General features: G+C 72.0%; 25 protein-coding genes and 1 pseudogene. 15 read left to right on the forward strand and 11 right to left on the reverse strand.

Annotated elements, in window-relative coordinates; translation table 11 throughout:
- Positions 1-732 (reverse strand): maltotransferase domain-containing protein (locus NW895_RS40180; RefSeq protein WP_289942140.1); only part of this gene is annotated, 732 nt, incomplete at its 3' end.
- A 53-nt stretch (positions 733-785) separates the two neighbouring features.
- Positions 786-1,106, reverse strand: coding sequence for a DUF5133 domain-containing protein (locus tag NW895_RS40185; protein WP_289942141.1), 321 nt, complete (start codon positions 1,104-1,106; stop codon positions 786-788).
- A gap of 244 nt (positions 1,107-1,350) precedes the next feature.
- Here NW895_RS40185 and NW895_RS40190 point away from each other — a divergent pair, with 244 nt between their 5' ends.
- Together NW895_RS40190 and glgX are read left to right on the forward strand one after the other, a co-directional pair.
- Complete coding sequence (locus NW895_RS40190; protein ID WP_289942142.1) at positions 1,351-1,860, forward strand: pep a2; 510 nt, start codon at positions 1,351-1,353, stop codon at positions 1,858-1,860.
- A complete protein-coding gene (gene glgX / locus NW895_RS40195) occupies positions 1,857-4,004 on the forward strand; it encodes a glycogen debranching protein GlgX (RefSeq protein ID WP_289942143.1) in 2,148 nt (715 codons plus the stop codon). The genes NW895_RS40190 and glgX overlap by 4 nt, the downstream gene beginning before the upstream one ends.
- A 5-nt stretch (positions 4,005-4,009) precedes the next feature.
- On the opposite strand, the gene NW895_RS40200 is transcribed toward glgX, so the two are convergent.
- Positions 4,010-4,813, reverse strand: coding sequence for a VOC family protein (locus NW895_RS40200; protein WP_289942144.1), 804 nt, complete (start codon positions 4,811-4,813; stop codon positions 4,010-4,012).
- A gap of 221 nt (positions 4,814-5,034) precedes the next feature.
- On the opposite strand from NW895_RS40200, the gene NW895_RS40205 reads away from it, so the two are divergent.
- Positions 5,035-5,355, forward strand: a complete 321-nt coding sequence (locus NW895_RS40205; protein ID WP_289942145.1) for an ANTAR domain-containing protein — start codon at positions 5,035-5,037, stop codon at positions 5,353-5,355.
- 52 nt (positions 5,356-5,407) lie between these two features.
- Here the strand turns inward: NW895_RS40205 and NW895_RS40210 are convergent, their stop codons facing one another.
- Positions 5,408-6,199 (reverse strand): RNA polymerase sigma factor SigF, encoded by a 792-nt coding sequence (locus NW895_RS40210; RefSeq protein ID WP_289942147.1) that lies wholly within the window; start codon positions 6,197-6,199, stop codon positions 5,408-5,410.
- 382 nt (positions 6,200-6,581) lie between these two features.
- Here NW895_RS40210 and NW895_RS40215 point away from each other — a divergent pair, with 382 nt between their 5' ends.
- The 4 genes from NW895_RS40215 (at position 6,582) to NW895_RS40230 (ending at position 9,417) form a co-directional block, all read left to right on the forward strand.
- Positions 6,582-7,037, forward strand: coding sequence for a MarR family winged helix-turn-helix transcriptional regulator (locus NW895_RS40215; RefSeq protein ID WP_289942148.1), 456 nt, complete (start codon positions 6,582-6,584; stop codon positions 7,035-7,037).
- Positions 7,034-7,885 carry an ATP-binding cassette domain-containing protein gene (locus NW895_RS40220; protein WP_289942149.1) on the forward strand — a complete coding sequence of 284 codons (852 nt, stop codon included), beginning with the start codon at positions 7,034-7,036 and terminating at the stop codon, positions 7,883-7,885. Before NW895_RS40215 ends, NW895_RS40220 begins: the two co-directional genes overlap by 4 nt.
- On the forward strand, positions 7,845-8,705 hold the full coding sequence (locus NW895_RS40225; protein ID WP_289942150.1) for an ABC transporter permease: 861 nt from the start codon (positions 7,845-7,847) through the stop codon (positions 8,703-8,705). Before NW895_RS40220 ends, NW895_RS40225 begins: the two co-directional genes overlap by 41 nt.
- Before the next feature lie 190 nt (positions 8,706-8,895).
- Positions 8,896-9,417 (forward strand): hypothetical protein, encoded by a 522-nt coding sequence (locus NW895_RS40230; RefSeq protein ID WP_289942151.1) that lies wholly within the window; start codon positions 8,896-8,898, stop codon positions 9,415-9,417.
- A gap of 7 nt (positions 9,418-9,424) precedes the next feature.
- Here NW895_RS40230 and hemC read toward each other — a convergent pair whose 3' ends face one another.
- The 5 genes from hemC to NW895_RS40255 form a co-directional block, all read right to left on the reverse strand.
- Positions 9,425-10,360, reverse strand: a complete 936-nt coding sequence (hemC, locus tag NW895_RS40235; RefSeq protein ID WP_289942152.1) for a hydroxymethylbilane synthase — start codon at positions 10,358-10,360, stop codon at positions 9,425-9,427.
- A gap of 75 nt (positions 10,361-10,435) precedes the next feature.
- The gene (locus NW895_RS40240; protein ID WP_289942153.1) at positions 10,436-11,452 is read right to left on the reverse strand and encodes a questin oxidase family protein; all 1,017 of its coding nucleotides are present in this window, start codon (positions 11,450-11,452) and stop codon (positions 10,436-10,438) included.
- 122 nt (positions 11,453-11,574) lie between these two features.
- Positions 11,575-12,351 carry an NPP1 family protein gene (locus tag NW895_RS40245; protein WP_289942154.1) on the reverse strand — a complete coding sequence of 259 codons (777 nt, stop codon included), beginning with the start codon at positions 12,349-12,351 and terminating at the stop codon, positions 11,575-11,577.
- 165 nt (positions 12,352-12,516) lie between these two features.
- On the reverse strand, positions 12,517-13,497 hold the full coding sequence (locus NW895_RS40250) for an ATP-dependent DNA ligase (protein ID WP_289942155.1): 981 nt from the start codon (positions 13,495-13,497) through the stop codon (positions 12,517-12,519).
- A gap of 880 nt (positions 13,498-14,377) precedes the next feature.
- Entirely contained in the window at positions 14,378-15,844 is a 1,467-nt protein-coding gene (locus tag NW895_RS40255) for an MFS transporter (protein ID WP_289942156.1), read from the reverse strand.
- A 216-nt stretch (positions 15,845-16,060) separates the two neighbouring features.
- Here NW895_RS40255 and NW895_RS40260 point away from each other — a divergent pair, with 216 nt between their 5' ends.
- Together NW895_RS40260 and NW895_RS40265 are read left to right on the forward strand one after the other, a co-directional pair.
- Positions 16,061-16,711, forward strand: a complete 651-nt coding sequence (locus NW895_RS40260) for a TetR/AcrR family transcriptional regulator (RefSeq protein ID WP_289942184.1) — start codon at positions 16,061-16,063, stop codon at positions 16,709-16,711.
- Positions 16,708-17,135, forward strand: a pseudogene (locus NW895_RS40265) (MarR family transcriptional regulator). Before NW895_RS40260 ends, NW895_RS40265 begins: the two are co-directional and overlap by 4 nt.
- A 3-nt stretch (positions 17,136-17,138) precedes the next feature.
- On the opposite strand, the gene NW895_RS40270 reads toward NW895_RS40265, so the two are convergent.
- The gene (locus NW895_RS40270; protein ID WP_289942186.1) at positions 17,139-18,302 is read right to left on the reverse strand and encodes an MFS transporter; all 1,164 of its coding nucleotides are present in this window, start codon (positions 18,300-18,302) and stop codon (positions 17,139-17,141) included.
- A gap of 87 nt (positions 18,303-18,389) precedes the next feature.
- Here NW895_RS40270 and NW895_RS40275 point away from each other — a divergent pair, with 87 nt between their 5' ends.
- The 4 genes from NW895_RS40275 to NW895_RS40290 all read left to right on the forward strand — a co-directional run bounded on the left by NW895_RS40275 (position 18,390) and on the right by NW895_RS40290 (position 22,506).
- Positions 18,390-19,136 (forward strand): helix-turn-helix transcriptional regulator, encoded by a 747-nt coding sequence (locus NW895_RS40275; RefSeq protein WP_289942158.1) that lies wholly within the window; start codon positions 18,390-18,392, stop codon positions 19,134-19,136.
- Between the two features lie 65 nt (positions 19,137-19,201).
- Positions 19,202-19,627, forward strand: a complete 426-nt coding sequence (locus NW895_RS40280) for a DoxX family protein (protein WP_289942159.1) — start codon at positions 19,202-19,204, stop codon at positions 19,625-19,627.
- Positions 19,624-20,091, forward strand: coding sequence for a peroxiredoxin (locus NW895_RS40285; RefSeq protein WP_289942162.1), 468 nt, complete (start codon positions 19,624-19,626; stop codon positions 20,089-20,091). The genes NW895_RS40280 and NW895_RS40285 overlap by 4 nt, the downstream gene beginning before the upstream one ends.
- A 60-nt stretch (positions 20,092-20,151) precedes the next feature.
- Entirely contained in the window at positions 20,152-22,506 is a 2,355-nt protein-coding gene (locus tag NW895_RS40290) for a SpoIIE family protein phosphatase (RefSeq protein ID WP_289942163.1), read from the forward strand.
- Between the two features lie 32 nt (positions 22,507-22,538).
- Here the strand turns inward: NW895_RS40290 and NW895_RS40295 are convergent, their stop codons facing one another.
- A complete protein-coding gene (locus NW895_RS40295; RefSeq protein ID WP_289942164.1) occupies positions 22,539-23,156 on the reverse strand; it encodes a DNA polymerase ligase N-terminal domain-containing protein in 618 nt (205 codons plus the stop codon).
- Between the two features lie 112 nt (positions 23,157-23,268).
- Between NW895_RS40295 and NW895_RS40300 the strand changes: the two genes are divergently transcribed.
- Both NW895_RS40300 and NW895_RS40305 read left to right on the forward strand, forming a co-directional pair.
- Positions 23,269-23,874 carry a hypothetical protein gene (locus NW895_RS40300; protein WP_289942165.1) on the forward strand — a complete coding sequence of 202 codons (606 nt, stop codon included), beginning with the start codon at positions 23,269-23,271 and terminating at the stop codon, positions 23,872-23,874.
- Between the two features lie 95 nt (positions 23,875-23,969).
- Positions 23,970-24,941 carry a TauD/TfdA family dioxygenase gene (locus NW895_RS40305; RefSeq protein WP_289942166.1) on the forward strand — a complete coding sequence of 324 codons (972 nt, stop codon included), beginning with the start codon at positions 23,970-23,972 and terminating at the stop codon, positions 24,939-24,941.
- Positions 24,942-24,957 lie beyond the last annotated feature (16 nt).

Raw genomic sequence — 24,957 nt, forward strand, 5'->3', positions numbered from 1 at the left:
GATGGGGGGCAGGTAGACGACGTCGAAGCCCATCGCGGCGATCGCGGGCAGCCGGCGGGCGGCGGTGCGGAAGGTGCCGTGCGGCTGCTCGGGAGTGCCCTCGGAGCGGGGGAAGAACTCGTACCAGGACCCGAACAGCGCCCGCTCCCGCTCCACCAGCAACGGCAGCGGCGACGACGTGGTGACCAGCTCTCGCAGCGGATGCCGGGCCAGCACCGCGTCGACCTCCGGCGTCAGCGCCGCCGCCAGACGGGCGGCGGGTGGCTGTGTGTCGTCCCGCAGCGCCTCGGCGGCCGTCAGCAGTACGTCCCGCCCCGCCTCCTTCGGTACGCCTGCCGCAGCCCGCTGGTACAGCGCGGCGCCCTCCTCCAGGACCAGACCGGTGTCGAGGCCGGCCGGGATCTTGATCCGGGCGTGCTGTCGCCAGGTGGTGACCGGGTCGCTCCAGGCCTCCACGCGGTACGTCCAGCGGCCCTCGGAGTCCGGGGTGACCTCGGCGCCCCAGCGGTCCGAGCCGGGGGCCAGTTCCCGCATCGGCGTCCACGGTCCGGGGCGGCCCTCCGGATCCTTCAGCACGACGTTGGCGGCGACCGCGTCATGGCCTTCGCGGAAGACGGTCGCGGTGACCTCGAACGTCTCTCCCGCGACCGCCTTGGCCGGGCGCCTGCCGCACTCCACGACCGGGCGTACATCCCGTACCGGGATGCGGCCCACCGCCGGATTCGTACCCATGAGTTCTCACCTCCGCCGTGCTCGATGCCGGGCGCGGGGCCCGGCCAAGTGGGTCAAGCTGCGCCGGAGGGGCTCTGCCTCCCCGCCGGGGGACGTCGGTCCGGGCTCGGCGGGCCTCGCCTGGCCGCGCCTCCCTTACGGGGCCGCTCGTTCTGCTCCTGCAAATAGGTGACGAGACTCGTCCGCAGATACCGTTCGGCGGCGTCCGCGGCCTCCCGCGCGCAGCGCTTTCCCATCAGCACGCAGAGGGTGTAGCCCGAGTCCTCGAAGGTGGCCCGCACCGCACGATCGGTGGGGGTGGCGAGCATCATGCGTTCCCAGGCCCGGTAACGCCGCAACTGCCGGGCGACTTCGGCTTTGGCGGGTAGCAGCATCGTGCCGTTCACCTTCCGGGACTCGCCGTTACGGCGATCGAGTTCTTCACACATGGTGCACGCGCGGCGACTCAGCGTCTTGTTAGAGCTTCAACCATTTCGACGGGTCGCTCGTGTTGCACGAACGGGTGAGCGCTCTCACTCTGGAGTGACTCAGAAGCGATACAAGCTCACGCTTCGTGTTCGGGGACGGGCCTGCCAAGGCCGAGGAGAAGCGAGAGCTTCGCGGTGAGGAGCCACGACGATGAAGACCGCAGTGCCCTGCTACTACCACCTCGACGTGGAAGTCAGCCCGGAACGGGTCGGACAGGTCAGGCGCATCCTGGCCGCTCACCTGAGGTTCTGGGACCTGGAGATCCTCGTCGAGCCCGTCTGCCGCGGCGCCGAGATGCTGCTGCGGGCGATCGACGAGCACGCCACCGACAAGAACACCTCGATCGAGATGTGGTGGAACGGTCAGCACCTCATCACGGCCGTCGGCGGCAACGACCACGCACTCCGCCCGGACCAGGACCTGCGCAGCTGTCTGCAGCACCTCGCCGCGACGAGTGACGGCTGGGGCTGCTGCGCCACCGAGACCGGCAGCAAGGTCATCTGGTTCTCGCAGCGCGCCCGCGCCGGCGAACGCGCCCCGCTGGTGCCGATCGCGCCCGCGCCGGAGGACCGGGAGGCGCTCCAGGTGCCCCGCGCGGTACCCGTCACCGGCCGGGCCGGCCCGGTGGATGCCGACGAGATCCTGGAGGAGGCCCGGTGACCGCCGCGCCGTCCGGCCGGAAGGGGGTGCCCGTCTGGAGCGGGCACCCCTACCCCCTGGGGGCCGCCCATGACGGACAGGGCACGAACTTCGCGCTGTTCAGCGAGGTCGCCGAACGGGTCGACCTCGTCCTCGTCGACGAGGACGGCCACCATGACCGCGTTCCGCTGACCGAGGTCGACGGTTTCGTGTGGCACTGCTACCTGCCCGGCGTCGGACCGGGGCAGCGCTACGGCTACCGCGTGCACGGTCCGTGGGACCCGGCCGGCGGCCACCGGTGCAATCCGGCGAAGCTGCTCCTCGACCCGTACACCCGCGCGGTGGACGGGCACGTCGACAACCACCCCTCCCTCTTCGAGCGCACTCCGGGCCGGCCCGACCCGGCCGACAGCGCCGGACACACCATGCTGGGCGTGGTCACCGACCCGTTCTTCGACTGGGGCGACGACCGCCCGCCGCGCCGGCCGTACGCCGACACGGTGATCTACGAGGCCCACGTACGGGGACTGACCCGCACCCACCCCGACGTCCCCGCCGAACTCCGCGGCACCTACTCGGGCCTCGCCCACCCGGCGGTCGTCGAGCACCTCACCTCGCTGGGCGTGACCGCCGTGGAGCTGATGCCGGTGCACCAGTTCGTCCACGACGGGGTGCTGCAGGACCGCGGCCTGTCCAACTACTGGGGCTACAACACCATCGGCTTCTTCGCACCCCACAACGGCTACGCGGCCCACGGCACCCGCGGGCAGCAGGTCAGCGAGTTCAAGTCCATGGTGAAGACGCTGCACGAGGCCGGGCTGGAGGTGATCCTCGACGTCGTCTACAACCACACCGCCGAGGGCAACGAGAAGGGCCCCACCCTCTCCTTCCGCGGCATCGACAACGCCTCGTACTACCGCCTGGTGGACGGCGACTGGGAGCACTACTACGACACCACCGGCACCGGCAACAGCCTCCTGATGCGCCACCCCTACGTACTGCAGCTGATCATGGACTCGCTGCGGTACTGGGTCACCGAGATGCACGTCGACGGCTTCCGCTTCGACCTCGCGGCCACCCTGGCCCGGCAGTTCCACGAGGTGGACCGGCTCTCGGCGTTCTTCGACCTGATCCAGCAGGACCCGGTGATCAGCCGGGTGAAGCTGATCGCCGAGCCGTGGGACGTGGGCGAGGGCGGCTACCAGGTGGGCAACTTCCCGCCGCTGTGGTCGGAGTGGAACGGCAAGTACCGTGACGCCGTACGGGACTTCTGGCGCGGCGAGGAGCACACCCTCGGTGAGTTCGCCTCCCGGCTCACCGGGTCCTCCGACCTGTACCAGCACAGCCGGCGCCGCCCGCGCGCCAGCGTCAACTTCGTCACCGCACACGACGGCTTCACCCTGCGCGACCTCGTGTCGTACAACGACAAGCACAACGAGGCCAACGGCGAGGACAACCAGGACGGCGAGAGCAACAACCGCTCCTGGAACTGCGGGGCCGAGGGCGAGACCAAGAACCCGGCCGTCCGTGAGCTGCGGGCCCGCCAGCAGCGCAACTTCCTGGCCACCCTCATGCTCTCGCAGGGCATCCCGATGCTCTGCCACGGCGACGAACTGGGCCGTACCCAGCGGGGCAACAACAACGCCTACTGCCAGGACAACGACATCTCCTGGATCGACTGGCGGCTGACCGGGGAGCAGCAGAACCTGCTGGCCTTCGCCCGGTACGTCATCGCGTTGCGCGCCGCCCACCCCGTGCTGCGCCGGCGCCGCTTCTTCCGCGGCGAGACGGTCACCCACGCGGGCCAGCCGCTGCCCGACCTCGTGTGGCTGCTGCCGGACGCGCAGGAGATGACCGACGACGACTGGCAGCGCTCCGACGCCCACGCCGTCGGCGTCTTCCTCAACGGCGACGCCATCGCCGAACCCGACCCGCGCGGCCGGGCCGTGGTCGACGACTCCTTCCTGCTGCTGCTGAACAGCCACTGGGAGCCGACGGAGTTCCGGCTGCCGAAGGCCACCTACGGTGAACACTGGACGACGCTGATCGACACCGCCGACCCGGAGGGCGTCCCCGACGAGGCGGAGCACAAGGCGGGCACGGCGCTGACCGTCGAGGCGCGCAGCCTGGTGCTGCTGTCACGGCCGTCCCGCACCGCCCGGTGAGGTGGTCAGCGTTCGCGGCGCGCGGTGACCGTGAACTGCGCGCCGTCGGCGTCCCGGAGCACGGCCTCGTCGCTGTCCATGGACAGGACGCTGCCGCCGTGCAGCTCCGCGGCCCGCGCGCAGGCCGACACGTCGTCGACCGAGAAGTGGACCTGCCAGTGCGGCCGGATCGTCGGGTCGGGTGCCGCACCCAGAGCCCCCGACTCGATCCGCGCCACCACGTCCCCCTGGCTGCGCAGCACGACCTCGCCGCCCTCGTAGTGCACCTCACAGCAGCCGGGCCGCTCCGTCGCCCACTCAAGGACCTCGCCGTAGAAGATGGCGGCGTCGAAGGCGTCCCGCGTGTGGAGCCTTATGAAGGCCGGCTGCGCGTGCCGCCAGGTCTCCCAGTCGGTGAACAGTTCCCCTTCCCACACCCCGAAGGTCGCCCCGTCCCGGTCGGCGAGCAGCGCCGCCCGCCCCGGCGGGATGGAGATCGGGCCGACCGCCGTGGTCCCGCCGCGCTCCTGGACCCGGCTGGCGGCCTCGTCCGCGCTGGGCACGGCGAAGTACGGCGTCCAGGCCACCGCCATCTGCCACATGGCGGCGACGCCCGCGATCCCGGCGACCGGCGCGCCGTCCGCCAGGGCGATGCGGAACCGGTCCCCGAGCCTGGTCGGCCGCCACTGCCAGCCCAGCACGGCCGAGTAGAACTCCTCGGTCGCCTTCAGATCACGGCTGGTCAGACTGACCCAGCAGGGGGCCCCGAAAACCGAGTGCGTGGAAAGGACCTTCTTCACGCCGGTGGTGGAGGTCATGTCGTCGTTCATGGCAGTAGCATCCTGATCTCGTCCACCGGCGGCCACCGGTCTCCCACCAGTGTCCAACCGGAACCGCTCCGGGCGCCTGTCGAGTACCCCGGCGGCGCCGCCGAAACGGTGGCGGACACGCCCCCGGACGGCCCAGTGGCAAGGGGTGGGGCGGACAGCGACGATGGATGCGTCGAGCAGTACCGCAAGGCACAGGGCACGCGCCGGACCCGGAGGTGACCATGCCCACGGACGGGGACTCGGAGCAGATCTTCGAGCTGCAGGAACAGATCCGGCAGCTGAAGGAGGCGGTCGTCTCGCATGCCGTCGTCGACCAGGCGATCGGCATGATCGTCGCGCTCGGGCGGGTGACGCCGGATCAGGGCTGGGCCGTACTGAAGGAAGTATCCCAGCACACGAATATCAAGCTGCGGAATGTAGCGGAACTGATACTGATCTGGGGGCGCACCGGGGAAATGCCCCGGGAAATTCGGGCCGAGCTGGAGGACGCCCTGGACCGCCACGGGCCCACTCAGATTCCCGGCGCGCCGCCGGAGCGCTGAATCCGCGCCGACGCCGAATGCGCACCGGCGGCGCCGGGCGCGGGGCTCCGGCTCAGCGCGTCTCGGTGAGGATCTCCTCGCGGAGCTGGGCGAAGCAGCCGCTGAGCAGGCGTGAGACGTGCATCTGGGAGATGCCGAGCTGCTGCGCGATCCGGCTCTGTGTCATGCCTCCGAAGAAACGCAGATAGAGGATGGTCCGCTCGCGCTCGGGGAGCGCCTGCAGACAGGGGGTCACCGCCACCCGGTCGACGACGGTGTCATAGCCCGGGTCGGGCCCGCCGAGCGCGTCCCCCAGCGCGTAGCCGTCGGTGCCCGGCATCTCCGCCTCCAGCGACAACGCGGAGAAGCACTCCAGGGCCTCCATACCGGTGCGTACCTCACTCGTGGTCAGATGCGTGTACTCGGCGATCTCCCCGATGGTCGGGGTGCGACCCGGTGTCGTCTGGGCCAGCTCCTTCGCGGCGCGCCGTACGCGATTGCGCAGGTCCTGGATCCGGCGCGGCACGTGCAGGCTCCACATGTGGTCGCGGAAGTGCCGTTTGATCTCGCCGGTGACGGTCGGTACCGCGTACGCCTCGAAGGCATACCCGCGTGCCGGGTCGTAGTGGTCGACGGCCTTGACGAGTCCGAGGGCGGCCACCTGGTACAGGTCCTCAAGGGTCTCGCCGCGTCCACGGAAGCGGACGGCGATCCGCTCGGCCATGGGGAGCCAGGCCTGGATCAGCTCGTCGCGCAGCGCCTTGCGTTCCGGGCCCTCAGGCAGTCCCGCGAGCCGCTCGAAGGCCTCGGCCGTGTCGGGGGCGTCGTCGTGAGGGTGCGGCTTCGTTCTGGTCGCGACACGCATGGTGCGCACCTCCCTCGGCAGGAGTGCTGGTGGACAGACACCATGGGAGGCGTGGCTCGGACGTCACGGAGAACACCCGGGGTCCGGCAGGCCGGCTCCCACGGACGTGCCTCCTGTCCGAAGCACTGAAAAGCGGATTCCCGGCGGCGACGATTCCGAAACAGTTCCAGGAATACGGTGACGCCCTGCGACCGGGCGATTCTGTATTGTCGACCGGCGGTACGGTAATTCTCGTTCGGACTCACGTTCCGAAATCGACGGAATTCGCTGCGTTGAATTCTGTGGACGCCCGGATCGGCCCGGCGTGCCGCTTGTGCACTCTTGACTGTTCCTTGCCGTTCCGTGGGTCGGTTAGCTCTGCTACAGAGCTAATCTCGGCCGCGTGGAACCCGAGACCTTCCCCGAGGAACTGGCCGACGCGCTCGTCGGGCTCCAGCGGCTGATCCGGCGCCGGCTGCGCCGGGAGCTGCCCGACCCGCCGCTGCGGGGTGCCGAGGTGGAGTTGCTGCGCCTGGTCATGGAGCGGCCCGGCATCGGCATCTCGGATGCCGCCAAGGAGCTGTACCTGGCCGGCAACTCGGTGTCGACGCTGGTCAACCAGTTGGTGCGGGCCGGGTACCTGGTTCGCGAGACGGACCCGGCCGACCGTCGGGCCGCACGGCTGCGGCCCACCCCGGCGGCGGAGACACGGCTGCGTGAGTGGCGCGGACGCCGCGCCGATCTCGTACGTCGCCAGGTGGCCCGTCTCGACGACGCGGACCGCGAGGCGCTGCGCGTCGCGGTTCCCGCCCTGCGCCAACTGGCCGTCACCCTGCACGAGGAGGCCGAGGACGCATGACACGTCACGCTGCCGGACCCGACGAGGCCGTCACCTGCACCGGGCTCGCCTACGCCTTCGGCGGGACCAACGCGGTCGACGGGCTCGACCTGACGGTGACCAAGGGCGAGGTCTTCGGGCTGCTCGGCCCGAACGGTGCCGGAAAGACCACGGCGATCCGCTGTGTCACCACGCTTCTGCCGGTCCCCGCCGGCATGGTCCGGGTCTTCGGCCACGACGCCGCGAGGGACCGGATGGCCGTACGGCGGCTGCTGGGCTATGTGCCGCAGCAACTGTCCGCCGACGCCGGTCTCACCGGCCGGGAGAACGTCGCCCTGTTCGCCCGCGTCTTCGACGTGCCCCGCCGTGAACGCGCCGAACGCGTCCGGCAGGCCCTGGCCGCCGTCGACCTCGCCGACGCCGCCGAACGGCTCGCCGGCACCTACTCCGGCGGCATGATCCGCCGACTGGAACTGGCCCAGGCCCTGGTCAGCGCGCCCCGCCTGCTGATCCTCGACGAGCCGACGATCGGCCTCGACCCGATCGCCCGCACCGGCGTGTGGGAGCACATCAGCGCCGTCCGGGAGGCCACCGGCATGACGGTCCTGGTGACCACCCACTACATGGACGAGGCCGACCAGTACTGCGACCGGGTCGGCCTCATGCACCGCGGCCGGATCCGCGCCCTCGGTACTCCCGCCCAGCTCCGCGAGGGGCTCGGCGCGCGCAGGCGCGCCGCCGGTGAGACCACGGACACGCTGCCGACGCTGGAGGACGTCTTCCGGGACGTGGCGGGCAGCGGTCTCGACGAGTCAGGAGATTTCCGCGATGTCCGAAGCACCCGCCGTACCGCGAACCGTGTCGGCTGACCGCGCCCCCACCGACGGCATCGGCCTGCTGCTGCGGCCGCCCGAGCCCCGGGCGGGCCGGCTGCTGCTGCCCGCCCGCGTCGGCGCGATGTGCGCGGTGGAACTGCAGAAGCTGCGCCACGACCGCACCGAGCTGTACACACGGGCTGTCCAGCCGGCCCTGTGGCTGCTGATCTTCGGTCAGACCTTCACACACATCAGGGCGATCCCCACCGGCGGCATCCCCTACATCGACTATCTGGCACCCGGCATCATCGCCCAGTCCGCGATGTTCATCGCCATCTTCTACGGCATCCAGATCATCTGGGAACGCGACGCGGGGATCCTCAACAAGCTCCTCGTCACGCCGACCCCGCGCCCGGCCCTGATCACCGGCAAGGCCTTCGCGGCCGGGGTGAAGTCGCTGGTCCAGGCCGTCGTCGTGATCCTCATCGCCGCGGTGCTGGGCGTGGCCCTGACCTGGAACCCGCTGAAGCTGCTCGGCGTCGCGGTGATCGTCGTCCTGGGCTCCGCCTTCTTCTCCTGCCTGTCGATGACCATCGCCGGCATCGTGCTCAGCCGTGACCGCCTGATGGGCATCGGACAGGCGATCACCATGCCGTTGTTCTTCGGCTCCAACGCCCTGTACCCCGTGTCCGTGATGCCCGGCTGGCTGCAGGCGATCACCTCGTTCAACCCGCTCGGCTACGAGGTGGACGCCCTGCGCGGGCTCCTGGTCGGCACGCACCACCATCTGGCGGCCGACTTCGCGGTGCTCGCCGTGGCCGCTGCGCTCGGCATCGCCGCGGCCTCGTCCCTCCTGGGCCGGCTGGCTCGCTGATCTTGGCGCAGAACGTGATGTACGGCACTCCAGGGCAAGCGCTTTCACGAGCGCTCGGCGGATTCTTCCTGCGCACGGCTTGATCGCCGATCAAAAGGGGTGAACTGCCTGGCCACAGCGCATTCTGCTCATTTGACAGTGCATCGAGCACACAGATAGGAAGCAGCTTCCAGAGGTCGAGAGGTGCACTGTGTACGAGCCGAACGTGGTCGGGGACTGGCAAGAGTACGACGAGCATGCCGGTCTGCGCGTCCGCGTCCATCGCCTGGAACTCGCGGAGCCGCCGCGGGGACGTGACGACGCCGCCGACGGGCAGACGTACTTCCGGCTCCGTGTGACCGTCGAGAACCGCGGCAGCCGGCACTACGGCATCCATCTGGAGGACGGCCAGCTCGACGTGCGGATCGGCCCCGACGGGGAGAGCGCCTTCATCGACTGGCGCAACTCCCAGTTCATCGAGGGCTTCGACGTCTATCCGCTGCGCCGGGCCACGGCCGTGCTGTACGCGGCCGGCCCGGAGGCGTCCCTGAGCCAGGTGGACATCCAGGTCCAGCTGCGGGTCGACGAGGAGTGGACCGACCGCCGGCTGTGGACGGGCGGCATCGGCGCGCACGAGGGGGCCGCCGGAGCCCAGCCGGGCGCCGGGCGGGAGAGCCTGGCGCACCAGGTGAGCGTCTTCCTGCGGGGTCAGGCCGAAGAGGGAACTGCCTGATCGGACGTCAGTGCGGGATGCCGTCGATGATCTCGCGGGCGCCCTGACGCAGCAGCGCGACGGCGACCGACGTACCGAGGGTGGCCGGGTCGAGCCGGCCCGCCCACTCGTGGGCGTTCAGCCGGGTCTTGCCGTCCGGAGTGAACACACAGGCCCGCAGGGACAGCTCCCCGCTGCGGTCCACGCGCGCGTACCCGGCGATCGGGCTGTTGCAGTGCCCCTGCAGGACGTGCAGGAACATGCGCTCCGCGGTGGCCTCCCGGTGCGTGTCCGGGTCGCCGAGGCCGCTGACCGCGTCGATCAGCTCGGCGTCGTCCTCCCGGCACTGCAGGGCCAGGATGCCCGCGCCGATCGGAGGCATCATCGTCTCGGGGGAGAGGACCTCGCTGATGACGTCCTGGCGGCCGATGCGCTCCAGGCCCGACACGGCGAGCAGCAGCGCGTCGGCCTCGCCGGCGGCCAGCTTCTCCAGACGCCGGTTGGCGTTGCCGCGGAAGGGCACGCAGTCGAGGTGCGGGTGCGTGGCGGCGAGCTGGGCGACGCGGCGCACCGAGGAGGTGCCGATCCGGGTCCCGGCCGGGAGCTCGTCGAGGGTGAGGCCACCCGGATGGACGAGCGCGTCGCGGATGTCGTCCCGCTTGAGGAACGCGGCGAACACCGTGCCCGCCGGGAGCGGACGGTCGGCGGGCACGTCCTTGACGCAGTGCACCGCGAGATCGGCCTCACCCGCCAGCAGCGCGGCGTCGACCTCCTTGGTGAACGCGCCCTTGCCCTCGACCTTGGACAGGTCGCCCATCCATTTGTCACCGGTCGTCTTCACCGGCACGACCTCGGTGCGCACACCGGGATGGAGGGCGGCCAACTCGGCCCGGACACGCTCCACTTGGGCGAGCGCCATGGGCGAGTCGCGGGAGACGATACGGATCAGTTCGGGGACGGACATGGGGACACGATAGTGCCTCACGGGCGGCGCTCGTGCCGTACCGCCCGGCCAACGCGACCACTCCTCAGCCGCTCCTCAGCCGAGCGGGTCGCTCAGTTCCACCGCGCGCAGGGCCGCGGCGAGCGCCCTGTCGTCGTCCACGTCCAGGGCCGTGTCGGTGAGCTTGATGACGTGCTCGTCGCCGTGGGCGAGGGCGCGTTCGAGGACCTCCCCTGCTGTGAGGCGGGCGGGCGGTGCGTAGGCGACCGGCTCCGCGGGGGCGTACATGGCGGTGACCGCCGCCGACGCCGTCCACGCCGCGTGCAGGCTCGGCGCCCACTGTGCGCGTGGCAGGGAACCGAGGGTGCGCAGCACGGCGTTGGGTGCCGTGGCCGCGTGCACGAGCATGGTCGCCTGGCCGTGGCCGTGGGTGGCGTAGCGGTGGGTCGCGGCCCGGACCAGTTCGGTGAGCCGTTCCCGGGCGGTGTCCGGGTCGGTCACCTCGCCCGCCCAGACCGGCAGTCGCCGTACGGCGGCAAGCCGGTCCGGGAAACCACCCCGTGCCTCGGGCACCGGGGGAACGGTGTCCAGGGACGCGGCGGCGGTCGCCGCGGCGGGCAGGGCGGTGATGTGGGAGACGGGGTGGTGCCGGGCCGCCCAGTAACCCAGGCCGTGCGCCAGTTCGGTCAGGCGGGGCGTGTTCTCGCCGTGTTCCAGGGCTCGTACGGCATGGCCGACCCGGATGACCGGGTGCGTGGAACCGCCGTACATGCCGGGCAGCAGTCGCGGCCACCACACGGCCAGGACAGTGCGCCACGGCTGCTCGGCGAGCGCCCGGGTGAAATGGCTGATCCAGTCCGCGGCGCGGCGCGGATCGCCCAGCGCCGAGCGCCAGTTGTCGTCCGTCACCGGGGCGACGGGGGTGGGGAAGTCCTCAAGTTTGCCCCGGTAGAGGTCCAGCCAGCGGTGCACGGAACCCGCCTGCCCGTGCGCGGCGAGTGCCTCGACGACCATGGGGGCGTGGTTGGTGAGCCGGCCGAGCCGCTCCGGTCCCGCGGCGTGCAGCCGTTCCAGGGCTTCTTCGAGCGTCCCGCTCGTGTCGTGGCTGTCCATGTGACGGGACGTTAGGCGGTGGCCGGGTGGCTGCGGATCGGGCGAGGGGCCGAAGCACACCGGTCCCGAGCCCTGGGCCGGGAGCCCGAGTACCTCTGCTCGGGCTCCCGGTGTGGTCAGGGTCAGGCGCCGGGGTCGAACGCGATGCCCGAGGGCTTGGCCGCCGACAGGTTCGAGGCGAAGTTGGCGTCCTTGAGGCCGAAGTTGGCGCTGCCGAAGTCGTAGGCGCTCAACTTGTCGCGCAGGCCCGCCGGGTAGCCGTTCCAGCCCACCAGGGGCGGGTACTGCCAGGTGCCCTTGTGGTTCTCCGGCGGCTCGTCACCCGAGCCGGCCAGCCGGAAACAGTGCGTGCTGATGCCGTCCTTGTGGTAGACGATCTTCGGGTGGGTGCCGTCGAAGCGGACCTGGGACCTCGCGTGCACGGTGTACGAGCCGTGGTTGGAGGTCGAGACGTACTGGACGGTGTTGTTCTGCACCCACACCACGACGTGCTCCCAGTCGTGGCGGTGCCCGCCGATGCTGCTGCCGGCCACGGCCTGGTCCTTCTCGAAGTACAGGCCGTACATGTAGGCGCACCAGCCGTTGTTGCACTTGTAGCGCGAGTAGCCGTTGGTGTTGTCCAGGTCCGAGGCGTCCCGGCAGCCGCCGCTGAGGGAACCGGTCGGGTTGAGGCCGCCGTTGATGGTGCCGTCCGGGCCTATGGCGGGCGTGGGGTAGCAGCCGTCCGTGTCGTAGTCGTAGGCGGGCTGGTACGTCCGCTCCTGCGGGTCGGCGTTCGCGGGCAGGGCCTGCGGCGGGGCGGCGAAGGCGGTGGCGGGGAAGGCGACGACGAGGGCGGCCGCACCGGCAAGGCCGGTGAGCCATCTCCTGCGACGGGTTCGGGACGTGCTCGACGGCACTGCGTCCTCCTCTTGTCCGGGCGCAGCCGGACGCCTGTGGGGGGTAAGGCAGTTCAGCTTCCATGCTTTTCATGTCCGCGCCAAGAGGTCGCGTGCGTCCCGGTGGTGAAGGACAGCCCCATAGCTGGCCTCAGAACCCGCAGGCCACGGGCATCTGATGCCGCTTCACACCATGTCGTCCGGAAGGTCGGCCACCGCCTCCTCGGGCGCGAGGTCCGGCCTGAGCCGCAGCCAGGACGGTTGCCGCAGCATCCCGTCGCGGGTGCGGGTGCTGTAACGGACCTCGCCGACCAGCCGGGGGACGACCCAGTGGGCGTCCCGAACCGGCGGCACGGGGTCGAACGGGCACACGTCCGTCGCGGCGGCCCGCAGCAACTCGGCGAGCTGGACGCGCTCGGTCTCGCTCCAGCCGGTGCCCACGCCGCCGACGTAGCGCAGCCGCCCCGCGGCACGCTGACCGACCAGCACGGCACCGGGCAGGCCCGTGAGCCGCCCCTTGCCGGGCAGCCAGCCGCCGACGATGACGTCCTCGCCGACCATGTTGCGGATCTTGATCCAGGCCCGGGAGCGCACCCCCGGCTCGTACACCGAGTCCAGCCGCTTGCACACCAGGCCTTCCAGACCGTGCTCGCGGGTCGCCCGCAGGGCCTGTGCGCCGTGGCCGACGAGCGCGGCCGGTGTCGACCAGAACGGCCCGTCGAGGCCCAGCCTCTCCAGCTCGCCGCGTCGCCGTGTGTAGGGGAGGGGGAGGAGGGAGCGTGGGCCGAGGTGCATCACGTCGAACAGCACGAGGTGAACGGGCGACTGCGCCGCCCGCCGGGCCGCCCTGCCGGGGGCGTGGGCGAGGCCCATGCGGGACTGCAGCAGCTGGAAGTCGGCGCGGCCCTCTTCGTCCAGGGCGAGGACCTCCCCGTCCAGCACCGCCGGCGTGGCGCCGAGCGCGGTGCCCAGCGGCCGCAGTTCGGGATAGGCGGCCGTGACGTCCTGGCCTGAGCGGGCACGCAGCAGCAGGCTTCCGTCGCCGGGGAGGTAGGCCACCACGCGCTGGCCGTCCTGCTTGGTCTCGTAGGCCCAGCGCGCGTCCTGCGCGGCGGGCGGCAGTGTGCCGGGCGTGGCGAGCATGGGAGGGATCAGCGGCAGGTCCACGGGTCAGTTGTGAACGCGCCCTCGCGCCGTCACGCGCGTTTCCCGGCAGGTTCCCCTGAACGGCGCCGAGGGCGTCCCTGATGCGGGGTCACCGCCCGCGGGGCAGCTCAACCTCGCCGACCGGGCTCGACATCTACCCGGTCCGGTCGGCGCCGCGACGCCGCAGGCCGAGCATGACGAGTGACCGTCATCGCTGCCGGCCATCCGCCTGCCACGAGCGTGCTCGGCCGGCCGGCCACGGCTGCACGGCTCCATGGAGGAGGACGCCGGCCACCACTGCTCCGGCGACACAGCTGGGGATGAGGTGACCGCGGCCACCAGTGCTCCGGCGTCGAAGCTGAGGGTGAGGACACCGTCGGCCACCAGTGCTCCTGGGCTGCGGGTGAGGGTGAGGTGACCGCGGCCACCAGTGCTCCCGGGCTGCGGGTGAGGGTGAGGAGACCGAGGCCACCACTGCTCGCGCGCACGAGCAGGCCCCCGGCCGCCGCGGTCGTGATCGTGCGACGGCAGCTCAGCAGCGGGGCGGGCGGCTGGTGGCAGGCGGAGGCGTGCCGGCCGCACCGGCCGCGCTGCGGCCGAGGATGAGGCGACCGCCGCCGCCAGTGCTCCGGCGTCGAAGCCAAGGGTGAAACGACCGCCGGCCACCAGTGCTTCCGCGCCCAAGCCGCCACCTGCCCGGTGATGCAGGCCAGTTGAGGCGGCTCCCAGCCTCGTCGGCGACCCGCACGCGCAGCCCGCGCCCGGCACGGGGGGGGGCGGGCCCCGGCCCCCTCGGCCCGCTGTGCTCGGCGGCCTCGGAACCGCACGAAGCCCGCCCGGCTCCGTCTGAGCGGGTCGCGGGGCCCGGCCGGCACGAAGGGCGGCCGGACCCGCGACCCGCTCAGCCCACCGACGCTTCGGCGGCGGCCGACGCCGTCATAGGCGCCGGGACGGGGCGCGGCCGCGGGATGAAGGAGGCGACCGAGAAGGCCAGCAGAGCCGCCCCGGCGCCGATGGCCATGACCACCTTGAAGCCGTTCTCGGACGGCAGGGCGTACCCGCCGACGCTGATGGTCATCTGGGCCAGGATCACGCCGGCGACGGCGCTGGCGACCGACGTGCCGATGGACCGCATCAGCGTGTTGAGACTGTTCGCCGCGGCCGTCTCGCTCGCCGGCACCGCGCCCATGATCAGCGCGGGCATGGAACCGTACGTGAAGCCGATGCCCGCGCCGATGACGCAGGAGACCAGCACGAGGTGCCACACCTCGGACATCAGCACGATGTTCAGTGAGTAGCCGGCGGCGACGATCAGGGCACCGATCATCAGGGTCACCTTCGGGCCCCTGGCCCGGGAGACGGCGGCGGAGACCGGGGCGAACGCCATCATCACCAGACCGGACGGCGCCATGACCAGGCCCGCGGCCAGCAGCGACCGGCCGAGACCGTACCCGGTCTGCTCGGGCAGCTGGAGCAGCTGCGGCAGCACCAGGGACATGGCGAACATCGAGAAGCCGACCGCCACCGAGGCGAGGTTGGTGACCAGCACCTGACGGCGGGCGGTGGTGCGCAGGTCCACCAGAGGCCGGGTGGTGCGCAGCTCCCACCGGCCCCACACCAGCAGGACCACGACGGCCGCCGCGAACAGGCCGAGGGTCGTGCCGCTGGTCCAGCCCCAGTCGGCGCCCTTGGAGATCGCCAGCAGCAGGGACACCAGGCCGGCCGCCATGCCGAGGCCGCCGAGGAAGTCGAAGCGTCCGCCGGTGCGCACCGTCGACTCGGGCACGATCATCGGGACCAGCAGCAGCGCGACGATGCCGAGGGCGCCGGAGGTCCAGAACAGCACATGCCAGTCGAAGTGATCGGCGATCAGCGCGGCGGCGGGCAGACCGAGCGCACCGCCGACGCCGAGGGAGGCGCTCATCAGGGCGGTGGCCGAGCCGAGCCGTTCGGCGGGCAGCTCGTCGCGCATGATGCTGATGCCGAGCGGGACCACGGCCGCCGACAACCCCTGCAGCGCCCGGCCGGCGATCATCGGGACCAGGGACTCGCTGAGTGCGCAGACCACCGAACCGGACACCAGCAGCACCAGGCTGGCCAGCAGCATCCGCCGCTTGCCCACCATGTCGCCGAGCCGGCCGACGACCGGCGTGGCGACGGCGGCGGCGAGCAGCGTGGCGGTCACCGCCCAGGCAGTGTCGGACGCGGGCGCGTCGAGCAGCTGGGGCAGCATCGGCACGATCGGGATGACCAGGGTCTGCATCAGCGAGACGACGATTCCGGCCAGGGCCAGCACCGCAACCACGGCGTTCGGCCGCGAAGGGACGGAGCTCTCGGCGTCGGCGGGTCTGGCGGGGGAATCGGGCATGGCAGTGCCTTTCGAAGGGTGACCGGACCGGAACCCGACCGAATTTAATTCAGTCGCTTGACGTACTGTACTGGTAGGGTCGCCCAACCCCGCGTCGGCGGTGCGCGATTGCGTAGGCTTCCGTCGGCTCGAACCCGCCGCGTCCGCGGCGGACCCACGGCGGCTTGAGGGACTGACTGTCGGAGGGTGCACGCAAGTCCCGGGGCGGTGGTGATCATGGCGGGCAGGGCGGTACGGGCGGAACAGGCCAGTGCGACCCGGGAGTTGATCCTGACCACGGCCGAGCGGCTGTTCGCCGAGCGCGGCGTCTACGCGGTGTCCAACCGGCAGGTCAGCGAGGCCGCGGGGCAGGGCAACAACGCCGCGGTGGGATACCACTTCGGCACCAAGACCGACCTCGTGCGCGCCATCGCCCGCCGGCACGCCGAGCGCATCGAGGAGATCCGCGTCCGGCTGCTGGCCGGCATCGGTGACTCCACGGACGTACGCGACTGGGTGGACTGTCTGGTGCGCCCCGTTCCCGAACACCTCGCGGCTCTGGGCAGTCCCACCTGGTACGCGCGGTTCTGCGCGCAGGTGATGACGGACCCCGCGCTGCGGCAGATCGTGATCGAGGAGTCGCTCACCTCGCCGTCCCTGCGGCAGATCGTCGAGGGGCTGGAACGCTGTCTGCCCGAGTTGCCCGCCGAGGTCCGTGCCGAGCGTGCCGACATGGCGCGTCACCTGATCGTGCACACCGCCGAGGAGCGGGAGCGCGCTCTCGCGGAGAACGCTCCCACCCCCCGGTCCAGTTGGCACGACGCCGCCGACGGCCTGGTGGACGCGATCGTCGGCATGTGGCTGGCGCCGGTCACCAGGCGTCAGTGACGTGGGACGCCAGGGCGCGCGCAGCCAACCCGGAAGTGATCGAGATCGAGCGAGCGCTCAATCGCATCACCTACCCGAGCACCCGTCACCGGCAGCACGACCGCCTGATGACCCTGGCGGGCGTCCCGCTCGACCGTGCCGCCGTGGCGCTGCTGCGGCAGGTCGCACCACAAGGGCGCGATCACCATGGCGGAGGACGAGCAGAGGAACGGCCGTAACGCGACGGCCACGCATCGAGCTCACCGACGCCGGCCGGCAGGCCATCGAGCGGATCCGTGAGGCAGGAGCCCGCGGCATGCAGCCGGCCCTGGCGGACTGGTCGTCCGAGGAGCTGCGGCAGCTCGCCACCCTCTTCCACCGCATGGTCGACGACTTCCTCGCCCACGCCACCGAGAACGAGTCCGAACCGCAAGCCGCCCCCTGACCCTCACCTTCGCCGCGCACCCACACCACGCGGGTCCGCAGGCTCGCCGGCCGCCTCCCCGGGCGCCGCGGGCTCACGCAGCCCGCACAGCAGCAGTCGGCCCAGGGCGGGCAGCGCGATCAGCGGGAGGAGCGCGACCTGTAGCGACGTGGCGTCGGCGAGCGCGCCGACCGCAGGGGCGGCGACACCGCCGACGCTCACCGTCAGCCCCAGCGTGACCCCGCTCGCGGTGCCCACACGCCGGGGCAGGAAGTCCTGACCCAGGGTGATGTGCAGGGAGAAGGGGACGTACAGACCCGCCGAGGTCAGGGCGACGAACAGGTACACCACCGGCCCCGGCACGAGGACCACGCCGGCGACGGCGAGGACGCTCAGCGCGTACGACCCCCGCACCACCGCCAGGCGCCCGTACCGGTCGGCGAGCCGCCCCCCGGCCAGAGTGCCCACGGCACCGCCCAGATAGAGCACGAACAGCGCCGCCGTCCCGGCCGCGCCTCCGCCGCCGGTCCGCTCACGGACATACAGCGACACGAACGCGCTCAGGCCGACGAAGACGACCGAACGGCAGACGACGGCGCCGGAGAGCCGAAGGAAGGACGGCCAGTCGTCGGTCCCCGCCCCCAGGCCCGTTCGGACGGCCGGTGCGCGCGTCCCGGCCGAGCGCACCGCCGCCGCGCAGAGGGCGGCCCCGGCGAGCGCCGGGACGACCAGCAGGGGAGAGGCGCGCAGGCCTCCGAGGGCCACGACCGCCGAGACGAGCAGCGGCGCCAGTGCGAAGCCGACGTTGCCGCCGAGGGAGAACCAGCCCATCGCCGTGTGACGGCCGCGCGCCGCGTCGCGGGCCGCCCGCGCGGCCTCCGGATGATAGGCGGCGACGCCGATCCCCGACACGGCCACCGCGAGCAACGTGAGCGCGTAGGAACCGGTGATGCCGCTGAGTGCCACCCCGGCTCCGGCGGTCAGCGCGCTCAGCGGCAGCAGCCACGGCATCGCCCACCGGTCGGTGAGCGCACCGAACAGTGGCTGCACCAGCGACGACAGCAGAGAGGCGGCAAGCACCACGCCGGAGGCGGCGGCATAGGTGTAGGCACGCTCGGAGACGAAGAACGGCACCAGGGCGGCCACGGCTCCCTGGTAGACGTCCACGCAGGCGTGCCCGAGGGACATCAGGGTGAGGGGACGGTTGCGGTTCGCTGTCACCCTGTGATCCTCACGGGACGCAGGACTGGCCCGCTTTCGATAATCTGCCGTCCTGTGTCGAACATCCGCCACACGCCGACGGCACCCACCCGCGCCCAGCACCTGGCCGCCGGGCAGCGCATCGACGCACACCGCCATGACGACCACCAGATCGTCTACGCCGGTTCCGGCGTCCTGGCCGTCACCACCGACGCCGGCACCTGGTTCGCCCCCGGCACCCGCGCCATCTGGGTCCCCGCCGGCACCGTCCACGCCCACCGCGCCCACGGCCGCCTCGACCTGCACCTGGTGGGCCTGCCCGCCGGCGACAACCCGCTCGGTCTGGACACTCCCACCGTCCTCGCCGTGAGCCCGCTGCTGCGCGAGCTGATCCTCGCCTACACCCGCGACCCCGACGACACCGGACCCGAACGCCGCCGCCTCCTCGCCGTCCTGTGCGACCAACTGCGCGCCTCACCCCAGCAGCCCCTGCGTCTGCCCGCCCCCGGCGACCCCCGCCTGGCCGCGGTCTGCGCCCTCGTCCACGACAACCCGGCCGAGCCGCGCACGCTCGCCGCCCTCGGCGCCGCCACCGGAGCCGGGGAACGCACCCTCAGCCGCCTCTTCCGCAGCGAGTTCGGCATGACCTTCCCCCAGTGGCGCACCCAGTCCCGGCTATACCACGCCCTGCGGATGCTGGCCGACGACACCCCCGTCACCACCGTCGCCCACCGCTGCGGCTGGTCCTCCGCCAGCGCCTTCATCGACGTCTTCCGACGTCAGTTCGGCTACACCCCGGGCACCCACAACCGACGTTCCTAGGGCCGGAGCACCCCGCTTGCCTACCGCCCAGTAGGATCGCGCGGCAGGTCACCAGAGGAGGAACCGTGCCACGGTCCGAACGCTCGTCCCTGCTGCTCGCCGGCCTGCTGGCCACCGCGGGCGTCGCCCACTTCGCCCGGCCACGTCAGTTCGACGCGATCGCCCCCCGCAGCCTGCCCGGATCGGCCAGGACCTGGACCCACGTCAGCGGCGCCGCCGAGCTCGCGCTGGCCGCGGGCGTGGCGCTGCCGCGAACCCGCAAGGCCGCCGCACTGGCCACCGCGGCCTTCTTCGTCGGAGTGTTCCCCGCCAACGTGCAGATGGCCGTGGACTGGCGGCACCGCCCGGCGCCGCAGAAGGCCGCCGCCTTCGGCCGGCTGCCGCTGCAACTGCCCCTGGTGCTGTGGGCCCGCAGCGTCGCCAAGAACGCCGAGAACGCCGAGAACTCCAAGAACTCCAAGAACTCCAAGAACGCGGAGGGCCGCTCGTGAGCAAGCGCATAGCCGTCGGCGACCAGGTCGAGGACTTCGAGCTGCCGGACGAGAGCGGCGCGCTCCGCCGCCTGTCCGAACTGCTCGCCGAAGGACCGGTCGTCCTCTTCTTCTACCCGGCCGCCCTGACCCCGGGCTGCACTGCCGAGGCCTGCCACTTCCGCGATCTCGCCGCCGAGTTCGCCGCCGTCGGCGCCCGGCCCGTGGGCATCAGCGGGGACCCCGTCGAGCGTCAGCAGGAGTTCGCCGGGCGCCACTCCCTCGGTATGCCGCTGCTGTCCGACGCCGACGGCACGGTCCGTGAGCGGTTCGGCGTCAAACGGGGCTTCTCCCTGGCACCGACCAAGCGGGTCACCTTCGTCATCGCGCAGGACCGCACGGTCCTGGACGTAGTGCACAGCGAACTGCGGATGAGCACCCACGCCGACCGCGCCCTCGCCGCGTTGCGCGCCCGCCCGGCGTAGACCGCCAGGGGTGCCGCGCCGCGGTTGATACAGCGGAGCAAAGGGATAATCCTGGACGACATGGAGGACGCCTCCGCCGCTGCGATCATCGATGCCCGTGGCATTGTGACGGGCTGGAGCGAGGGCGCGCGGCGGCTGACCGGATACACGGCCGAGGAGGCCGTGGGACGAGCCGTACGGGAGCTGCTCGCCGAGGACGTGCCGCCCGAGGCGGTGACCCTGCTGTCGGGCACCGTCCTGGTGCGGCACCGCGACGGCTCCCTCATCGGACTCCGCCTCAGGGCCTGCGCCGTCGCGGACGGAGACGGCACACCGGGCGGCTACGTGGTCACCGCCGAGCCGCCCGGCGGGGCGGAGACGTCGCTGGCGGGCCAGGCCTTCCAGCAGGCGTCCATGTCGATGTCCGTCTTCGACATCCGCCAGCGCTACCTGCGGCTCAACGACGAGGCCTGCCACGTGATGGGTGTGCCTGAGGAGGTCCTGCTCGGCCGCCACTTCCCGGACACGGTGGAGGAAGCAGAACACAGCCGTGGCTTCAACTGGCACCTGCGCCACGTCGTGGACACCGGCAGGCCGCTCCGCTACGAGAGCTACACCGGCGCACCCTCCCTGAACCGGGAGCATGCCTGGGTCACCGAGATGTGGCCCCTGCGGAACTCATCCGGCGAACTCGTGGGGACCGCCCTGGCGGCGTTCGACAGCACCGAGCAGTACTGGGCCCGGCAGCGACTGGCCCTGCTCAACGAGGCGGCGGCCACCATCGGCACCACCCTGGACGTGGTGCGCACGGCCGAGGAGCTGATCGAGGTCATGGTGCCGCGGTTCGCCGACTTCGCCAGCGTCGACCTGTTCGACTGGGTCCTCGGCGCGGAAGAACCCCCCACTGTTCCCGACGGGGACGTCGTGCTCCGCCGAGTCGCCCATGGCTCCGCCACCGAGGGCACCCCGGAAGCGGCCGTGCACCTCGGAGAGAAGGACTCCTACCCCCCGTTCTCGCCGCTCGCACGGGCGTTGCAGGACGGCCGGGCGACCCTCGGCCAGGCAGGGGAGCCCGCGTTCATGCGCTGGGTCGCGGAGCGCAACGCGCGGGCCCCGGAGGGACGTCGCTACCGCCAGGGCGTGCACTCGATGATGGCGGTGCCACTGCGGGCCCGTGGCATCACGCTGGGCGTCGCCGTGGCCGTGCGCATCGGGCAACCGGACGACTACGGCGCCGACGACCTGGTGTTCGCCGAGGAACTCGCCAGCCGGGCCGCGGTCTGCGTCGACAACGCCCGCCGCTTCGCCCGCGAACGCACCACCGCACTGGCCCTGCAGCACAGCCTGCTGCCCAAGGGGCTGCCCGGACAGGCCGCGGTCGAGGTCGCCCACCGCTACCTGCCCTCCGAGTCGGCGGCCGGCGTCGGCGGCGACTGGTTCGACGTGATCCCGCTGTCCGGCAGCCGGGTCGCCCTGGTGGTCGGAGACGTCGTCGGCCACGGCATCCCCTCGTCGGCCACCATGGGACGGCTGTGCACCGCCGTCCGCACCCTCGCCGACGTCGACCTGCCGCCGGACGAACTCCTCACCCACCTCGACGACCTGGTCACCCACCTGGCGACGGGCGACGACAGTGACGAGGTCGCGGAACTCGGCGCCACCTGCCTCTACGCCGTCTACGACCCCGTCGCCCGCCGCCTCAACCTGGCCGCCGCCGGGCACCCCGCCCCCGCCCTGGTGCTACCCGACGGAACCGCCCGGCTCGTCCCCATGAGCGCCGGCCCCCCGCTGGGCGTCGGAGGCCTGCCGTTCGAGGCCACGGAGCTCCAGCTGCCCGAGGGCTCCGTCGTCGCCCTCTACACCGACGGCCTGATCGAGGACCGCGACCGCGACGTCGACCACGCCACCGACGAACTGTGCCGCGCCCTGACCGTGCCCGCCGACTCTCTCGACGCCCTGTGCGACACCGTGCTCAAGGCCGTACTGCCGGAGGAGCCCAGTGACGACGTGGCCCTGCTGCTGGCCCGCACCCGAGCACTCGGCGCGGACCAGGTGGCCACCTGGGACGTCCAGCCGGACCCCGCGCACGTGGCCGCCACCCGGCAGTCCGCGACCGAGCAGCTGTCCGCGTGGGGACTGGAGGAGACCGCCTTCGTCACCGAACTCGTCGTCAGCGAACTGGTCACCAACGCCATCCGCTACGGCGAACCGCCCATCCAGCTACGGCTGATCCGCGACCGCAACCTCATCTGCGAGGTCTCCGACGGCAGTTCCACCTCCCCGCACCTGCGCCGCGCCCACGCCTACGACGAGGGCGGCCGTGGACTGCTGCTGGTCGCCCAGCTCACCCAGCGCTGGGGCAGCAGGCAGACCACGAGAGGCAAGACGATCTGGTGTGAACAGCCGCTCACACCGTTGCCGATCCCGGCGTTCTGACCACGGGGCTCAAGGGCCCCGGTCACCGAGGCTCACTCCTCACCGGCGTCCGCGGTGACCTGCGCGAGCGTACGGCCGGACACCGCCGAGCGGGCCCGCCGGGGGTCCGGGGTGCCGCTGGGGCCGTGCGCCCCTCCGCCTGCCGTCCGCACCAGCAGCCAGGCCTCCTCGGAGCCGTCGTCCTTCCCACCGCGGAACCGGGTGAGGGCATACTCCCCGTGCAGCTTGGAACCGCTCAGCCGGAACCGCGCATGACCCCGCGCGAGCGACTCGGCGAAGTCGACGGGCCGTCCTTCCCGGTCGTGGCTCAGCGGCTCGTAGGTGCCGTGATCCCAGACGATCACCGTGCCGCCCCCGTAGTCGCCCGCCGGGATCACGCCCTCGAACTCCTCGTACTCCAGCGGATGGTCCTCGGTGGGCACCGCGAGCCGCTTGTCCTTCGGGTCCGAGGACGGTCCCTTGGGGATGGACCAGGACCTCAGTACGCCGCCCACCTGCAACCGGAAGTCGAAGTGCAGGGTGCTCGCGTCATGGATCTGCACGACGAACCGGGGTTCGTCCCCGGAGGAACCCCGCTGCCCCTCGGGCTCGCCGGTCCGGCCGAAGTCACGTTTGCCGCGGTAGTCCCGCAGCCGGTCCCGCTCACCCACCTGCGACTCCTTCCTGTCCCGCGCGCCCCGGGTACCCCGCCGGGGGCGAGTCACAGCCCCGATCGCCGACAGCGGCAGCTCGGTCCGTGCACCGCGGAACTAGGATCACCGCATGCAGAACGTGCGCGTGGTGCTCATCGGGGGCACGTCCCACGCCGGAAAGTCGTCCGTGGCCCAGGCCGTCGCCGACCGGCTCGGGTTCGCCTACCGGTCCACCGATCTGCTGGCCCGGCATCCGGGGCGGCCCTGGCGGACACCGGAGCGCGAGGTCCCGCCGCATGTCGCCGAGCACTACGGGACCCTCCCGGTCGACGAGTTGATCCGGTCGGTGCTCGACCACTACGAGCGGCTCTGGCCCCGCATCGAGGAACTGATCGCCGAGCACGCGACCGGCGACGGGCCGGGCCTGGTCCTGGAGGGCTCCGCGCTCTGGCCCGCCCGTGTGGCCGGCCTGGGCGTCCCGCGCACCAGGGCCGTGTGGCTCACGGCGGACGACGCGGTCCTCAGCGACCGGGTGCGCGCCTCGGGGCGCTACGAGGAGTCGACGGACGACGAGCGGCACCTGATGGACAAGTTCCTGGCCCGCAGCGTGCGCTTCCAGGCGCTGATGACGGAAGCCGTCGAAGGACACGGCCTGGTCCGTCTCGACACCGGCGGTCGGTCAGTGGCGGAAGTGGCCGAGGCGGTCCTCGCCGCAGTGGGGGCACAGTCCCGCTAGCTCCGAGGCCCTGTCGCCACACCCGGCGAACGCTGTCACGATCTTCCATGGAGCCGGCCGTACGGAGCCGGTGCGAGGCGACCATCGGAGCACGCATGACGGACAGGGCCACCGCTGAGGGCACGGAACAGGCCGCCGGGATCGAGGTGAAACCGGCCGCCGGGCACATCGGAGCCGAGATCACCGGCGTCGACCTGGCCGGAGACCTCGACGACACCGTCATCGCAGCGATCAGGGCGGCGGTGCTGCGCTGGAAGGTGGTGTTCTTCCGTGGGCAACACCTCGACCACGCCGGGCAGGTGGTGTTCGCACGCCGGTTCGGGGAGCCGGTGGTCCTGCGGCGGCGCGGCAAGGCGTCACCGCCGGACGTCCCCGAGATCGAGACGACCGCCGACCGGCTGGAGCTCGGCGGACGGTTCGGCATGGAGCACGACGAGTGGCTGCGGCGGCGCCGCCACACCCTGCTGCGCGGGTGGCACTGCGACCACGGCGCCCGTATCGACCCGCCGGCCGCGACGATCCTGCGCGCCGAGACCGTCCCTCCGTACGGTGGCGACACCACCTGGGCCAACCTGGCGGCCGCGTACGCCGGACTGTCCGCCCCGGTCCGCGCGTTCGTCGACGGCCTGCGAGCCGAACACCGGCTCGGGGTCGGCTACCAGCCCCGGCCGGGCGACGACGCCTACGTCCGCCACCTGCTGGACCACCAGATCGCCACGCTGCACCCGCTGGTGCGCGTCCACCCCGAGACGGGGGAGCGGGTGCTGTACGTCAACGGCTACTACGTCGAGCAGATCGCGGACCTCTCGCGTGCCGAGAGCCGGGCGATCCTGGACATGCTGCTGGAGCAGGCCACCCGGCCCGAATACACGGTCCGCTTCCGCTGGGAGCCGGGCAGCGTGGCCTTCTGGGACAACCGGGCCACCATCCACCTGGCCCCGAGCGACACCGCCCACCTCGACCACCCGCGGATCATGCACCGGGTGATGCTCGCCGGTGATGTGCCGGTCGGCGTGGACGGCATGCCGTCGCAACCCATCGTGGGAACCGAGCCCGGGCGCTGGTGACGCTGCCGCCCGGGCG

It is taken from the genome of Streptomyces sp. S.PNR 29, from assembly GCF_030386795.1.
Lineage (GTDB): Bacteria > Actinomycetota > Actinomycetes > Streptomycetales > Streptomycetaceae > Streptomyces.

Excerpts from the sequence above, each read along its gene's own strand:
- NW895_RS40185 (WP_289942141.1), bottom strand. The coding sequence starts at position 1,106 with ATGCTGCTACCCGCCAAAGCCGAAGTCGCCCGGCAGTTGCGGCGTTAC.
- NW895_RS40190 (WP_289942142.1), top strand. The coding sequence starts at position 1,351 with ATGAAGACCGCAGTGCCCTGCTACTACCACCTCGACGTGGAAGTCAGC.
- NW895_RS40200 (WP_289942144.1), bottom strand. The coding sequence starts at position 4,813 with ATGAACGACGACATGACCTCCACCACCGGCGTGAAGAAGGTCCTTTCC.
- NW895_RS40205 (WP_289942145.1), top strand. The coding sequence starts at position 5,035 with ATGCCCACGGACGGGGACTCGGAGCAGATCTTCGAGCTGCAGGAACAG.
- NW895_RS40210 (WP_289942147.1), bottom strand. The coding sequence starts at position 6,199 with ATGCGTGTCGCGACCAGAACGAAGCCGCACCCTCACGACGACGCCCCC.
- NW895_RS40220 (WP_289942149.1), top strand. The coding sequence starts at position 7,034 with ATGACACGTCACGCTGCCGGACCCGACGAGGCCGTCACCTGCACCGGG.
- NW895_RS40225 (WP_289942150.1), top strand. The coding sequence starts at position 7,845 with ATGTCCGAAGCACCCGCCGTACCGCGAACCGTGTCGGCTGACCGCGCC.
- hemC (WP_289942152.1), bottom strand. The coding sequence starts at position 10,360 with ATGTCCGTCCCCGAACTGATCCGTATCGTCTCCCGCGACTCGCCCATG.
- NW895_RS40240 (WP_289942153.1), bottom strand. The coding sequence starts at position 11,452 with ATGGACAGCCACGACACGAGCGGGACGCTCGAAGAAGCCCTGGAACGG.
- NW895_RS40255 (WP_289942156.1), bottom strand. The coding sequence starts at position 15,844 with ATGCCCGATTCCCCCGCCAGACCCGCCGACGCCGAGAGCTCCGTCCCT.
- NW895_RS40260 (WP_289942184.1), top strand. The coding sequence starts at position 16,061 with ATGGCGGGCAGGGCGGTACGGGCGGAACAGGCCAGTGCGACCCGGGAG.
- NW895_RS40270 (WP_289942186.1), bottom strand. The coding sequence starts at position 18,302 with ATGTCCCTCGGGCACGCCTGCGTGGACGTCTACCAGGGAGCCGTGGCC.
- NW895_RS40290 (WP_289942163.1), top strand. The coding sequence starts at position 20,152 with ATGGAGGACGCCTCCGCCGCTGCGATCATCGATGCCCGTGGCATTGTG.
- NW895_RS40300 (WP_289942165.1), top strand. The coding sequence starts at position 23,269 with ATGCAGAACGTGCGCGTGGTGCTCATCGGGGGCACGTCCCACGCCGGA.
- NW895_RS40305 (WP_289942166.1), top strand. The coding sequence starts at position 23,970 with ATGACGGACAGGGCCACCGCTGAGGGCACGGAACAGGCCGCCGGGATC.